Origin of the sequence: Eubacterium xylanophilum ATCC 35991, from assembly GCF_000518685.1 — a bacterium.
In the GTDB taxonomy this organism is placed as follows: Bacteria; Bacillota; Clostridia; order Lachnospirales; family Lachnospiraceae; genus Eubacterium_F; species Eubacterium_F xylanophilum.
This window is the reverse complement of sequence record NZ_KI912472.1, coordinates 114,650-129,456: the sequence shown is the minus strand read 5'-3', so window position 1 is coordinate 129,456 and position 14,807 is coordinate 114,650. Positions and strand designations below refer to the sequence as shown.

The window sequence follows — 14,807 nt, the reverse complement described above, 5'->3', positions numbered from 1 at the left end:
ATCGGTGGCCTTTTACTAGCTATTTATAAATTTATTTGTATTCATAGAATCCTTTTCCGCTGTTGATTCCCGTTTCGCCTTTGTCGATTTTTTCTTTGAGAAGCTTTCCGATTTTGTATGTCGTACTTGTTTCATCAGCCGCTTCAGGCTTCATCTGGTTGATATTATAAGCTGTTTCAAGTCCAACAATATCAAGTATCTGAAATGGTCCGGCTGGTGCTCCCGTGGCTAGTCTCCATGTGAGATCGATTGTCTCAGGGTCAGAAACTTCATTAGCCCACAGAGATTGGGCTGCTGTGAGGAATGGAACAAGCATGGAATTGAGTATATACCCAGGCTGTTCCTTGTGAAGTTTGAGTGGAACCATGTTGATTTCATCGGCGAATTCGACAACTTTATTATAGACATTTGCGTCAGTTCCAGGGTGCCCCATTACTTCAGCTGTGTTATTCTTCCATATTGTGTTTGCAAAATGAAGAGCGCAATACTTATCCGGTCTTCCTGTATACTCTGCGAATGTGCTTGGAAGCATAGTAGAAGAGTTTGTACAAAGAATTGTATCGGGATCCAATAAATCCTTCATCGCCTCATATACACCAATCTTAGCTTTTGGATCCTCAGACATGGATTCTATAACAATATCCGCTCCGGAGAGAGCCTTTGCCATGTCGATTTCGATTGTTATATTATTCTTCAGTGCTTCAGCACCGTCTTTGACGAGTTGATCAATTTTCTCGGCTGTGATTCCATCCCAGCTTCTGATAAGTCCTCTAGGATAAAGCATTCCGCCAATGGGATTTCCGACAAGATTTTTTGCGGCCTCAAGATCCTGTAACATCATTTCTGTGTAACGAGCAATCTTAGGTTCTGTTCTCCCGATAGAAGCTTCACTTCTCAACCAAAATGTCACCTTATGTCCCGTATATGCACACATCAAACCTATCTGAGTTCCCAGTACACCGCCTCCAGCTACTACAACATTTTTAAAGTTCATTAATACATCCTCCTTATACTTTAATTATAATTGTAAACCTTAATTATAATATACCATATCTTTTGATATATCTGCAAGAAAAAACCTGACGAAGAACCCTTCGCCAGGTTGTATTAGAAAAATATTCCGCAAATTATTTACTCGCCTTTTGCTTCCTTTGCAGCTGCGATAAGTCCATCAAATGCTGGTTTCTTATCAGCAATAGTCAAACCAAAGAGTGTAGGATAGTAGTTTGGTCTCCAAGATACAGCATCGCAAATATTCCAAACTGTTATAGATGTGATATTTGCACCTTCCTTTTTGGCTTTGATAATTCCATCAAACAAAGATTTGTAGAATGCACCCTGTGTATTGAGAACATAGTTCTTATAATCGTTGTAGTTTTCGATTACTTCTTTGTTCTTTGTCTTGATATCTTCGATGTCAGTTCCGCCAGATGTCTCAGTGATAACTTCATAGTATGGATTTCCATTTTCATCTGTTGCGATTGGAAGATCATACTTTGTTCTCTCTGGATAGTGATCAACATCTGTTACATCCATCTCTGTGAGCTGGATTTCAAAATTCTTAGCTGCAAATTTCTTAACAGCCGTGATAAATGTTTCAACTGATCCTGATGGGTCATTGAAGTGACTCTGCATTCCTACACCGTCGCAAACCTTACCAATCTTGTTGTATTGATCAACAGTGTTGATATGCTCGATGAGCTCGATGATGTTGGCTGTTGCAGATGACTCATAAGTATTATAGTCGTTGTAGATAAGTGAGATATCATCTCTCTCATACTTCATACACTGCTCTTTGGCCCATACAAATCCACATTTAACATATTCGCAGTCTTTGCGGTAAGAAGTACCGAATGCATCTTTCCAATAGTTGGAGAATGCTGCGTTCTGCATATGTACATACTCGTTAGCTACGTCGATTGTATAAAGTGCGCTTGCATATGGACTTGTGAGTGCATAATCAAGTACATTGTGGATATACATCTCTTCACGGCAGAGAAGAAGTTCCTTGCTCTTACTAAGGCCTTTTGATGTGTCATAGTTAGGGCAGAAGAAGTACTTAGGCATCTGTGATTGCCATAGGAGAGTATGGAAACGAACTCCAATACCATTATCCTTACAAATCTTCAAAATTTTGTCGATTCTCTCGAAGTTTGCTTTATTGAACTCAGGGACGATGAGATTTCCATCTGCGTCCTTGTTTTCATCAAATGAAGCATAGTTTTCAGGAACCCAAACTTCTTTTGTTCCGATCTTAGCCTCGGAGAGTTTTTCTGTGCTATCCTCAACCATAAGGGCATCTGGCTTCATCTCGTTAGTCATTGTAATTGTATTGCAATGATGAGCGATGAATGCACATGTTGTATCTTTTGCGAGGAGCTCATCATAAGTCACACCGAATCCAACACGTGGAATAAGTCCATCGAATTCTTTGCATAGACTTGGAAGAGTGAGATCTGGCTGAGCAGATAAATGAGCATTTCCTGTTGTGTCAATTGAGAAATCTGCATTTGCAGGAAGTGGGGTTCTCGCATATGCTGGATAAGTCTCAGTTGGTTCTTCGCTAACTACCGGAGTTGCTGTGGCAGCTGAAGCTGTAGGAGCAACTGTTGAAGCTGGCTTTTCAGAAGCCTTGGCTGCAGGTGCTGCAGTAGCAACGTTCTGATTTGCAGGAGCTTTAGCTCCGGTTACCTTGACCTTGACAGTCAAAGTGTAGGATTTCTTACCGGCAATCTTTTTCTTGAGTTTTACTTTTGCAGTGACTTTTGTGCTACCGGCTGAAATACCTTTAATTGCAATAGTAGTCTTTTTACTTACCTTTGCAGTTGCAACCTTTTTGTTCTTGACTTTTGCAGTTAGCTTCTTTACTTGTGATGCCTTGGCATTTTTGAGTTTAACTTTCTTTGTTTTAGCAATTGCTAAACTGACGGATTTACTGCTTAATACTACTTTCTTTTGTTTTGCTGCCACCTCAGGCGCAGTAATTGAGGTAGCTACCAAAGCTGCTGTTAAAGCAAATGTGACCGCTTTGGATACTTGTGATTTTTTAATCATATCTATCTCCTTTGTTAATAGTTGCGTGTTTGTCGTCGGATTAAATAATGTGGAATCGATCCCATAGCAAGTAAATTCAACGACAAAAGTTTATAAGTTTCTCCAATACAATATTATACAACAAAACTGTTATTATGTCACGGGCTTTAGTAAAAAATGCACAAAAAACCCCGATTTATTTCTTAAAGGGAAATAATCGGGGAATGCACATATAAAAGGTTATTTGAGTGATTCTCTCAGTATATCCAAGTTGGACTTCATAACATTGAGGTATGTCTCGCCCTTGTTGATGTCATCTGATGTCACTGACTGCATAGAGTCTAATACGACAATCTTTTGATCTTTGGATTTTGTATTTTGCTTTACTGTATCGGCGATTTTTCCATCACTTTTCTCAATGGTGAAAATTGTGGATAGACCGAGCTCGTCCACCTTTTTGGCAAGGAAGGATACAGTCTCAAAACTTGCATTCGTCTCAGAAGAGCAGCCCACAAAAGCTGCATAGTAATCTAACTTGTAATCCTCTATCATGTAGCGGAACGGAAATCTATCTGCAAAGAGAAGAGTTTTCTTGTCAGAAGAATTCACAGTATCCTGATAACTCTTGTCTAGAGCGTCTAATTCCTTGTTATACTTTGCTAAGTTTTTATCGTATTTTCCGGCATTTGCAGCATCGATTTTTTTCATTGAATCAGCAATCTTAGAGCAAATAACTTTAGCATTTTTTAGAGAAAGCCATACGTGTTCGTCATTTTCGACTTCTTCTTCCTCGGCTTCTTCGTGTTCATGTTCTTCAGCCTGCATTCCTTCCTTTACTTCTTCTGCCTTCACACTATCTCCGAGAACATCGAGAAGATTGATAACAATCATATTTTTATTGGTCGCCTGTGCAAGAGCATCTGTCACCCATCCGTCAGACTCACCGCCGACATAGATGAACAAATCACATGTTGAAATTTTTTTGATATCTTCTATAGAAGGCTGGTAGCTGTGAAGATCGACGCCCTTGTCAAGTAGCATAGTTATGTCTGCTTTCCCCGGAGTCTCGCCAATAACATTTTTAGCCCAATCATAAGCTGGGAAAATAGTAGTCACAATGTGATACTTAGAGTTACCTGATTCTTGATTTAGATTTGTGGAAGCGGATTTTTCTTGATTACCGCATCCAACGGATACAAGTGCCGCGATCATTATGCAACACAGTACAGATACAAATTTTTTTGTTTTCATATTTCATGCTCCTTTCCTGAATATGAGAACTGTTTTCAAATTTAATTTGAGAACGATTTTCATTTTAGCACAACTAGAATGACATGTCAAGAGAATTGGGATTGGAAATGGAAAGTGGAAGGGTAGAGAGAGGGGGATAGACTTGATTGATAAGTAGTGAGGGGCATGCCTATTTGAAAAAAGAGGATTTGGCATGCCCCGAGAAGGGGAGAGACTTGATTGATAAGTAGTGAGGGGCATGCCTATTTGAAAAAAGAGGATTTGGCATGCCCCGAGAGGGGGATAGACTTGATTGATAAGTAGTGAGGGGCATGCCTATTTGAAAAAAGAGGATTTGGCATGCCCCGAGAAGGGGAGAGACTTGATTGATAAGTAGTGAGGGGCATGCCTATTCGACCCCAAAAGCACTGTGACATATCCAATTTGCAAATATTCCAACAATATGATAGAATTGAAGAGACTTTTGTCAAATACTAAAGAACATTACGGAGGATTATTATGTGGACAAGAAGTGAGTTGAAAGACAGAGCCAAAGACGCATACAGAAGATGTAAATGGGGACTTATAGTTGTTTCTATTATCATTGGCGTCATAGCAGGAGGAGGAGCCGGTGGCTCATGGAGCAATATTGGAAAAATTTTTGATGACAAGAGCGGAAAACGCCCCAAATTTAGTGGTGGGCATATGAGTCAAGATGAGATGGCAGTGCTTATAGCTGTAATTCTTGCAGTTCTTGCTGTTGTAGCTGTTGCTATTCTATTCGGCACAGCACTGGGTATTTTTCTTAAAAATCCGCTTATGGTTGGATGTAAGAGATACTTTGTCGACTGTACAACAGAGGATTTGACGGTATCAGAGATAAGTCGAATCATGAGCCCTTTCAAAAAGGGAGCATACGGAAACACAGTTAAGACTATGTTCCTAATGCAGTTGTTCATTTTTCTGTGGTCTATGTTATTCTGGATTCCTGGAATTGTGAAGTCATATGAATATAGAATGATTCCTTATATCATGGCAGAACATCCAGAGCTTAGTTATAAGGAAGCATTTAGAATGAGTAAGGAGATGATGCAGGGTAATAAATGGTCTGCATTTGTACTTGACTTATCATTCCTCGGATGGCATATTCTTGGCATCATGACACTTGGAATTCTTGAGATTTTTTATGTGGCCCCATATGTGGCGATGACAGATGCATATCTGTATAAGACTTTGAAGAATTATTAATGAAAATACTACGAGTCTACTAGGTAAATCCTAGTGGACTCGGCTTTTTTTGAATGTGAAGTTTTTTTTGGATTTGCTTTACATTTTTTGGCATTGGTGCTAAAATATAAGTTAGCGAATAAAAAATTTTTTTAAGGAGGATTCGAACAAATGGCTAGAGTAAAACAATCAATGGACGGAAATACAGCAGCAGCTCATGTTGCATACGCATACACAGAAGTTGCAGGTATCTATCCAATTACTCCATCAAGCCCAATGGCAGATACAGTAGATCAGTGGTCTGCTGCAGGACAGAAGAATATTTTTGGAAACACTGTTAAAGTTGTAGAGATGCAGTCTGAGGCTGGTGCAGCCGGAACGGTTCACGGCTCACTTGCTACTGGAGCTCTTACAACAACATTTACAGCATCACAGGGACTTTTGCTTATGATCCCTAATATGTATAAGATTGCTGCTGAGCAGCTCCCTTGTGTATTTGATGTTTCTGCACGTACAGTTTCTACACAATCACTTAATATCTTTGGTGATCATAGTGACGTATATGCATGTCGTCAGACTGGTTTTGCCATGTTGGCAGAGACTAATCCACAGGAAGTTATGGATCTTAGCCCTGTAGCACATCTTGCTGCATTGGAGGGTAAAGTACCATTCATCAACTTCTTCGATGGATTCCGTACATCACATGAAATCCAGAAGATTGAGAAATGGGATTATGAGGATCTCAAAGAGATGTGCCCAATGGATGCAGTTGAGGCATTCCGTGCACATGCATTGAATCCTGAAAAGCCAGCCATGCGTGGTTCTCACGAGAATGGTGACGTATTCTTCCAGCATCGTGAAGCTTGTAACACAGTATATGATGAGTTACCAGCTGTTGTTGAAAAATACATGAAGAAAATTAATGACAAACTTGGAACAAACTATGATTTGTTTAACTACTATGGTGCAGAGGATGCTGATAGAGTTATTATCGCTATGGGATCTATCTGTGACGTAGCAGAAGAAGTTATCGACTACTTGACAGCTAAGGGTGAGAAGGTTGGACTTATCAAAGTTCGTTTGTACCGCCCATGGTCTTCTAAGAGCCTTTTGAAGGTTATTCCTAAGACAGCTAAGAAGATTGCTGTTCTTGATAGAACAAAAGAGCCAGGATCACTTGGTGAGCCACTTTATCTTGATGTGGCTTCAACACTTCGTGAGGCTGGTTTGAATGATATTATCCTTACAGGTGGACGTTATGGTCTTGGATCAAAGGATACACCACCTTCATCAGTATTTGCTATTTATACTGAGCTCGCTAAGGATGCGCCTAAGGCTAGATTTACAATTGGTATCGTGGATGATGTAACAAATCTTTCACTTCCAGAGGTTAAGCCAGCTCCTATCACATCTGCTCCAGGAACAAAAGAGTGTAAGTTCTGGGGACTTGGTGGAGACGGTACTGTTGGTGCTAACAAGAACTCAACAAAGATTATCGGTGACCACACAGATAAATTTATCCAGGCATACTTCCAGTATGACTCAAAGAAGACTGGTGGTATCACAATTTCTCACTTGAGATTTGGTGACAACCCAATCAAGAGTCCATACTACATCAATCAGGCTGACTTTGTAGCATGCCACAACCCATCATATGTTGTTAAGGGATATAAGATGGTTCAGGATGTTAAGCCTGGCGGAATATTTATGATTAACTGTCAGTGGTCGGATGAAGAGCTTGACAAGCATATGCCTGCTGAGTCTAAGAAGTATATCGCTGACAACAATATTCAGTTGTATACAATCAATGCTATTGACAAGGCTATCGAGATTGGTATGGGTAAACGTACTAATACAATTCTTCAGTCTGCATTCTTCAAGCTTGCAGATATCATGCCTATCGATGAGGCCGTTGAATATATGAAAGCTGCTGCTAAGAAGTCATACTCAAAGAAGGGTGACGCAGTAGTAGAGATGAACTACAAAGCAATCGATGCTGGTGTAGATGCTGTACATAAGGTAGAGGTTCCTGCATCATGGGCTAATCCAGAAGCTGATGCTCCTAAGAAGGCTTATGAGGGAAGACCAGAGGTTGTCAAGATGGTTACAGAGCTTCTTGATCCTATCGCACTTATGGATGGTGACAATCTTCCTGTATCTGCATTCAAGGATATCGCAGATGGACAGTTTGAGATTGGTGCATCTCAGTATGAGAAGCGTGGAACAGCAGTTATGGTTCCTGAGTGGGATCCTAACACATGTGTTCAGTGTAACAGCTGTGCATTCGTATGTTCACATGCAACTATCAGACCATTTATCTTGGATGCTGACGAAGTTAAGAATGCTCCATCAAACATCAAGCTTGCTGATTCTAAGCATGCAACAGGTGAGGGAATGAAGTTCACAATGAGCGTTTCTCCACTTGATTGTATGGGATGTGGCGAGTGTGTTACTGTTTGTCCGGCAGCTGCTAAGGGCGCACTCAAGATGGTTCCACAGGAGACTCAGGCAGATGAGCAACCAGTATTTGATTATGTAGTAGCTACAGTTGGTAAGAAAGATATTAAGCCTGCATTTACTGATGCAACTCCTATCGGATCACAGTACAATCAGCCACTTCTCGAGTTCTCAGGAAGTTGTGCAGGATGTGCTGAGACAAGTTATGCAAGACTTGTTACACAGCTCTTCGGTGAGCAGATGTATATCTCTAATGCAACAGGATGTTCTTCAATCTGGGGCGGTCCTGCAGCTACATCACCATATACTGTAAACAAAGACTCAAAGCAGGGTCCTGCTTGGTCAAACTCATTGTTCGAGGACAACGCAGAGCATGGTTTGGGTATGTACATCGGACAGAAGTATCTCCGTGACAATGCAATTGCAGAGCTTGAGGAGCTTGCTGCTTCAGATAAGGCATCAGCTGAACTCAAGGATGCTATCGCTAAGTTCATCGAGACTAAGGATGATACAAAGGCTAACACACCAGCAACTAAGGCTATGATTGCAGAGCTTGAGAAGATTGCTGATAAGTGTGATAAGACAAAGGCTATTCTTGCTAAGAAACAGTACCTCGCTAAGAAGTCTGTATGGATCTTCGGTGGTGACGGTTGGGCATACGATATCGGATTCGGTGGTCTTGATCACGTACTTGCATCTGGTGAGAATGTCAATGTTATGGTATTCGATACAGAGATGTATTCTAATACAGGTGGACAGGCATCTAAGGCTTCAAACATTGGAGAAGTTTGTCAGTTCGCTGCAGCTGGTAAAGAGGTTGGTAAGAAGAGTCTTGCTGAAATCGCTATGAGTTATGGATATGTATATGTTGCTCAGATTGCTCTTGGAGCAAATCCTGCACAGGCTGTTAAGGCTATTGCAGAGGCAGAGGCATACAATGGTCCATCACTTATCATCGGATATGCACCTTGCGAGCTCCACGGAATCGCTAAGGGCGGAATGAATCACTGCCAGGATGAGATGAAAGCAGCAGTTAAGGCTGGTTACTGGAATCTCTTCAGCTTCAATCCAGAGCTTAAGGCAGAGGGCAAGAATCCATTTACTCTTGTATCAAAAGCAGGAGACGGTTCTTACCAAGACTTCCTCAACAACGAGGCACGTTATACACGTCTTATCAAACCATTCCCAGAGAGAGCAGAGAGACTCTTCAAGGAATCAGAGGAAGCAGCAAAGGCTCGTTTCGAGCACTTAGAGAAGCTTGTTGAATTATACAAATAATCTACGGATTATAATATAGAGCTATGATATTCCCACAAGGTTAGGCATGTTTCAAGGATTCATCCTTTCCTTGTGGGATGTTTTAAAATAGTTATTGATGCGATAAAACTAAACACTTGTGAAACACTATTGAAAAGGTGGTGAAATAATGTTAGGCAAACTGGATAAGGGTGTGTTGTCAATACTCGTGATACTTTCCATTCTCATAGGAATATTTTCCTCGAGCGTAGCGAGTGAGGCGGCTTCTGTAAAAAAGCCGGAAAAGGTCGTGGTTACCAAGATAACTAAGGTTGATACGGGCTTTAATATCTTCTGGAAAAAGTTGTCCAAGAAGTGCGATGGCTTTGAACTTCAGCTGGCAAACAACTCATCATTTACCAAGGGCGTTTGGACTTGCAGTATCGATAATTCCGATGCAACCAAGACGGGTGCGAGAAAGTTGAAACAAGGAAACACGTATTATGTTAGGTTGAGAGCATATGTTCTCGACGGAGAATCAAAAGTTTTTGGTTCGTGGAGCAAGAAGAAAAGTATTATTATAGGAGAGTTGGTTTCATCTTCTTCTACAGCCGCTAAAAGTAGCAAAAAAAATTCATCTAAGGCTACAAAAAAGAGTACAAAAGTAACAAAGAAGGCTGGCAAAAAAGCAAATAAGAAAAAGGTAAAACTAAAAGAAAGCGTCGTATATTTTGACGTTGGACAGAAGAAGACATTAAAGCTTATGAATGCACCGGCTTCAAAAGTGAAGTGGGTAGTGGCAAACAAGGATGACAGAAAGTGGATTAAAGTAAGTAAAAAAGGAGTGGTTTCGGCGAAACTCCGAGCACCTTACAAAATCTACGCGCAGTACAAGGGCAAGAAATATTATTGCACTGTTTACGTGGTAGGCTTCGATCCTGTAGGATATAAGAAGCTTACGTATTACAACAAGACGACTACAAAGAATAAAGCCAAACCTATAGATTTTCAGGGTTTGAATACCAAGGATTATGCCAATGTAAAGTGGAAAAATTCTAATCCTGGAGTCGTATCTATGAAGGTAAATGCCAATAACTCCGGAATTACAGTTGTTCCGACGGGCGTTGGCAATGCAACAATTACAGTCACCTTCAAAAAGAAGAGTTTTAAAGTCACTGTCAGCATCGCCATGCAGGAGGACAACAGCTCAGAGGAGAAGGACGACAAAAATTGACAATATGTAAAAGATTTTATTTACTCTAAACACCCTTTTCGGCAGAATGCTCTGACGAAGAGGGTGTTTTGGTGCATAAAATTGACTTTATAGTAAAAACATAGTAAAATACTGTTGTGACTATTTATATTTATTGTATGGAGGAAGTTAAGATGAATTACAACACAAAACGTTCTAGAATCCTTGCGGTGATTCTTGCATTTGTAATGCTTGTCACTGTGATTCCGGAATTGGGAAACAATACCCGAGAAGTAAGTGCAGCGGGTAGCACAGAAGTGGGTTATATTGACCTGGGAAGTTCGACTACTGTGAGTAAGGCACAGGGAACTTATCGATTTAATAATCCAACTATTGAGTATACGGGAAAAGATAACAATGATAAGCTAACTGTATATTCTATAAGAGTTAACAGTGGATACTTTACGCCAACATCTCCTGACAATGTTACTGGAAGTGGCATCAAGTTTAAGGGAGTTACTGACAAGTCAGATTATGTGGAAAAATATTCAAATTCTGACAGATATAAGGCTATTACAATTACAGGTAGTAATATCACTACAGAGACAATAGTTCAGTATATCAAAAATATTGTATTTACACAGGCATCTGCCACAACACCACAGACCGTCTATGCGGCTATCAGTTCAGTAAATGTTGAGAACTTAGCTGTTATGGTTGGTGAAGATGGAAAGTTGCATTTTTACGAATTTGTTAGATATAGAACAGAGAACAATAATGCAGATAATGGTAATACATGGCAGAATGCATATGCAGCTGCTAAGATGAAGTCTTTTAATGGAATGAAAGGCTATCTTGCGACCATCACAAGCACTGAGGAGCAAGAGTTTGTTGTTAGTGCTCTTGGAACAGTAGAGGGATGGATTGGTGCAACACGTTATGTATATATGGATGGAATTGGTGTTACACATGACAACACATCTTCAGCGGGCGATGATGCAGATACATATAAGATTATGAATGAAGTAAGAACTCAGAATGTTACTTCTAAAGCTCCGGATAATATTGCTGCAATTACCAACAATATGCAGACTTGGTACTGGGTTGACGGACCGGAGGCAGGAGAGGCATTTTACAAGGGACTTACAGGAACAGCTATCAATGATGAGTTCAATAAGAGCCATTTTAGCAATTGGAATCTTGGAAGTGTTCAGGAGCCTAATAATTATAACAATCGTGAGATGTTTGCTACATATGCCTATAATGGTGCAGCAAATGGAGGATGGAACGATTGGGCCAATAGAAATACAACAGTTAACGTGAACAGTGTGGGAGCCCACGGCTATTATATTGAGTATAGTCCATATGACAAAGGAATGGTTAATCCGGAAACTAATCCGGGAGATGATACTGTCTTATTGATGGACGATGAAAAAACTGTTAATGTATCAAGTTCAGCTATAAATATTAAGATAACCAAGAATGATACAGCTGTTGATTTGATGCCAAATTTCAACGGAGAAGAGAGAACAATCTCATCTCCATATGTGGCAACTGTTACAAGTGATAAGGGAAGAGAGTATGTGGATTTCCTTACCAGCTATACAGATAATGCATACAAAGAGACTTATCTCTATAAAACTAACAGTGCGGGAAATAAAACTCTCAAACTTGACAGCTTTAAGGATGTTGAAGTAGTAAAGGGAAATAACTATTTCCAAGTGGTTTATGTAGATAATAAAGGTGATGAGCACACATATACATTTAATATTTTTGTTGACTCAGATGTAGAGCCATCTACACCAACACCAAAGCCAACAGCTACGCCAACAGTTAAGCCAACAGAGTCACCAACTGCAACACCGACAATTAAGCCAACGGCAACACCGGTTGTAACACCGGAGCCAGCCAGCAATACTATTACATCAGCTCAGCTCAATAGAACCTCTATTGCAGCAGGTGATGATGTAAGCGTAATCAAGATTATGTCAGGAAGTGAAAATGTTCCGGTAAATGATCAGAATGCCAAGTTTGAGTGGCAACTGTATGCCGGGGAGACCAATGGATGGGTGCCATTGCCTGGAGCAACTTCTTCGATTTATGTTGTAGAGCCACAGTATACAATGGCTTATATACGCTGTAAAGTGACAGGAAGTGGTGAATATAACGGAACAGTTTATGTTGATGCCACCGGATCTTACGCAGTGACGCCAGGTGTTTCGGATGATTTTGTCAAGAAGGCTGTGCCTGGTGATACTGATCCAAGCATAGATGGACTTGACGGATCAAGAGTGCAGATAACTACAAAGGATATTACTTTTGCACAATTGGATAAAAAGGAAGTAAATATCGGAGAAACTATAAAACTCAGTGAACTCAGAGCTGGAGCAGAGGATGTGGCAATAAATGATTTAAATGCCAACTATCAGTGGCAGGTATTTAATTCTACAACCAACAAATGGGAGGATATTCCTGGTGCAACAGATAGGAGTTACACAGCAGGCAGTGAAGTTGCAGCAAAGAAAATCAGACTTAAGGTAACTGGAAAGAATTCTTATTCCGGAACAGTTTATGTTGATGCTGAGGGATATAAGATTCAAGGTAAGACCGAGAGTGATGATGATGCTAATAATGTTAAGCCATATGACGATATTGAGGGAGAGAATGGTTCATCGGTGAAGATGCCAATCAATGGAAATCCTAGAATTATCAACGATGAGAAGGATAGCCATGGGCAGGACGTTATCAATGTCGGAACTGTGTTAAAAGCAGATATTAGTGGCGTTGGTCCAGAGGACGTAAGAAATGGTGACAAGTTAGACTATCAGTGGTATATCGTACTTGATAATGGTTCACTTATGCCTATAGCAGGAGCCAAGTCTCCAACGCTGACAGTTAACGATGATATCATTGATGAGAAGGTTGTTGTCAGGGTAACCGGTAAGGATCCATATTATGGAACAGTGGAGTCTGCACCATATGAGTTAAAGCGTACAGTTGCAGATATTGACATTAATCCTCAGCCGGAGGAGACAGGTAAGCCGGAGAAAATTGTGATTAAGGTCAAGCCTACGGACGAAGATACAATCTATGCAATATTTGACAAAGTGGGAAATCAGCTTACAAACCTGCCTACAAAGCGCGACGGTGTGACAGTTGATGCTCCTGATGCCAACAATCCGGAGCACCCTGGATATTACAAGGGAACAAAGAATGGAATCATCGAATTTACGGTAGATCCGGGTTCATATATTATTTCAGCTATAAAAGTTGCTGAGACGATTAAGTATATCACAACTCCAAGCAAGGATATAAAGACAGAGTATAATGATAATAATACACCGGAAGATAAGAATGATGATACAGGCAATATAGTAGTTGAGCCTGCAGATAAGGATGTAGTATACTCGGTTATGGAGCAGGATCCTGAGACCAAAGAGTACAAGGTAGTTACAATTTCCAAGGATCCTACAACAGGAGAGTATAAGAGTGATCCAAAGTCATCAGACAAGTGGACAACCGGTGGAGATGATGTGATTAAGTTCTCAGGCCTTGAGCCGGGAATGACATATAAGATTGTAGCAGTTTCAACCAAAGATTCAAGTGTTAATCCACTTGCAGTTGGTGGAGGTACAGTTGTAAGTACTCCAACAGAAGGGCCAAAAGCTTCACCGACACCATCCGGACTGCCAAATGCGCCTGGAAATGATGCAAAGCCAAAAGCCACTCCGGAACATTTTGGCCGTCAGGGCGAGAGACTTAATGCCAAGACTGTAGAGCTAAATATTCCGACAATTGTCATGAAGAAGATTATGGGACGCAAGATGAAATTCAAGATTAAGCTTCTCAACTTTAAGAAGGCAAAAGTCAGATGTAGTTCAAGTAATAAAAAGATTGCAACGATTAATAAAAAAGGTCTTGTTAAGACCAAGAAGAAGCTTGGAAAAGCTAAGCTTATAATCAATGCAACAAAGGGCAAACGCCAGATTCAGTATATTGTAAATCTCAAGGTTCGCAAGAATCTCAAGAAGAATTACAGCTTATACAAGTACAAGACTAAGTACAAAGCTCCAAGTGTGGCACTTTATAAGCTTATTCCAACTAATAAGTCATATAAAGTCAGATTTAAACACTTGAGCAAGAAAGCAAAGGTTAAGTACAAGTCAAGTAAGAAGAAGATTGCCAAGGTGACGAAAAAAGGCAAGGTTAAACCTAAGAAGATAGGACGTACTGACGTGACAATCTCTATCAAGCAGGGTGGCGTCAAGTATAAGTACTTTGTCGTATGTCGTGTGGCCAAGAAGGGCAAAGAGTCAAATACTTCTTACCTGAAAGTAATTAAATAAGATGCCTTATTGTGGGCTTTTTTGGGCGCCGAGTAATCGGCGTCCATAGAAGTAAATTATATCTCGTAGATATATACTTGCTCGAC

At 40.4% G+C, this 14,807-nt stretch carries 7 protein-coding genes; 4 read left to right on the top strand and 3 right to left on the bottom strand.

The window, feature by feature from the left end; all coding sequences use genetic code 11:
• Window positions 1-31: 31 nt before the first annotated feature.
• The 3 genes from L877_RS0109950 to L877_RS0109940 form a co-directional block, all read right to left on the bottom strand.
• The gene (locus L877_RS0109950) at window positions 32-994 is read right to left on the bottom strand and encodes a 3-hydroxyacyl-CoA dehydrogenase (RefSeq protein ID WP_026835942.1); all 963 of its coding nucleotides are present in this window, start codon (window positions 992-994) and stop codon (window positions 32-34) included.
• Window positions 995-1,131: 137 nt separating this feature from the next.
• Window positions 1,132-3,054 (bottom strand): endo-1,4-beta-xylanase, encoded by a 1,923-nt coding sequence (locus tag L877_RS0109945; protein WP_026835941.1) that lies wholly within the window; start codon window positions 3,052-3,054, stop codon window positions 1,132-1,134.
• A gap of 219 nt (window positions 3,055-3,273) precedes the next feature.
• Complete coding sequence (locus tag L877_RS0109940; RefSeq protein WP_026835940.1) at window positions 3,274-4,284, bottom strand: metal ABC transporter substrate-binding protein; 1,011 nt, start codon at window positions 4,282-4,284, stop codon at window positions 3,274-3,276.
• Window positions 4,285-4,782: 498 nt separating this feature from the next.
• On the opposite strand from L877_RS0109940, the gene L877_RS0109935 reads away from it, so the two are divergent.
• The 4 genes from L877_RS0109935 to L877_RS0109920 all read left to right on the top strand — a co-directional run bounded on the left by L877_RS0109935 (window position 4,783) and on the right by L877_RS0109920 (window position 14,721).
• Window positions 4,783-5,511 carry a DUF975 family protein gene (locus tag L877_RS0109935; RefSeq protein WP_026835939.1) on the top strand — a complete coding sequence of 243 codons (729 nt, stop codon included), beginning with the start codon at window positions 4,783-4,785 and terminating at the stop codon, window positions 5,509-5,511.
• Between the two features lie 150 nt (window positions 5,512-5,661).
• Window positions 5,662-9,225 (top strand): pyruvate:ferredoxin (flavodoxin) oxidoreductase, encoded by a 3,564-nt coding sequence (gene nifJ, locus L877_RS0109930; protein WP_026835938.1) that lies wholly within the window; start codon window positions 5,662-5,664, stop codon window positions 9,223-9,225.
• Between the two features lie 148 nt (window positions 9,226-9,373).
• On the top strand, window positions 9,374-10,417 hold the full coding sequence (locus tag L877_RS0109925; RefSeq protein WP_026835937.1) for a hypothetical protein: 1,044 nt from the start codon (window positions 9,374-9,376) through the stop codon (window positions 10,415-10,417).
• Window positions 10,418-10,569: 152 nt separating this feature from the next.
• Window positions 10,570-14,721 carry a hypothetical protein gene (locus tag L877_RS0109920; protein WP_026835936.1) on the top strand — a complete coding sequence of 1,384 codons (4,152 nt, stop codon included), beginning with the start codon at window positions 10,570-10,572 and terminating at the stop codon, window positions 14,719-14,721.
• Window positions 14,722-14,807: the final 86 nt, after the last annotated feature.

What these genes read in the sequence shown, in the direction of transcription:
- L877_RS0109950 (WP_026835942.1), bottom strand. Translation starts at nt 994, where the DNA reads ATGAACTTTAAAAATGTTGTAGTAGCTGGAGGCGGTGTACTGGGAACT.
- L877_RS0109945 (WP_026835941.1), bottom strand. Translation starts at nt 3,054, where the DNA reads ATGATTAAAAAATCACAAGTATCCAAAGCGGTCACATTTGCTTTAACA.
- L877_RS0109940 (WP_026835940.1), bottom strand. Translation starts at nt 4,284, where the DNA reads ATGAAAACAAAAAAATTTGTATCTGTACTGTGTTGCATAATGATCGCG.
- L877_RS0109935 (WP_026835939.1), top strand. Translation starts at nt 4,783, where the DNA reads ATGTGGACAAGAAGTGAGTTGAAAGACAGAGCCAAAGACGCATACAGA.
- nifJ (WP_026835938.1), top strand. Translation starts at nt 5,662, where the DNA reads ATGGCTAGAGTAAAACAATCAATGGACGGAAATACAGCAGCAGCTCAT.
- L877_RS0109925 (WP_026835937.1), top strand. Translation starts at nt 9,374, where the DNA reads ATGTTAGGCAAACTGGATAAGGGTGTGTTGTCAATACTCGTGATACTT.
- L877_RS0109920 (WP_026835936.1), top strand. Translation starts at nt 10,570, where the DNA reads ATGAATTACAACACAAAACGTTCTAGAATCCTTGCGGTGATTCTTGCA.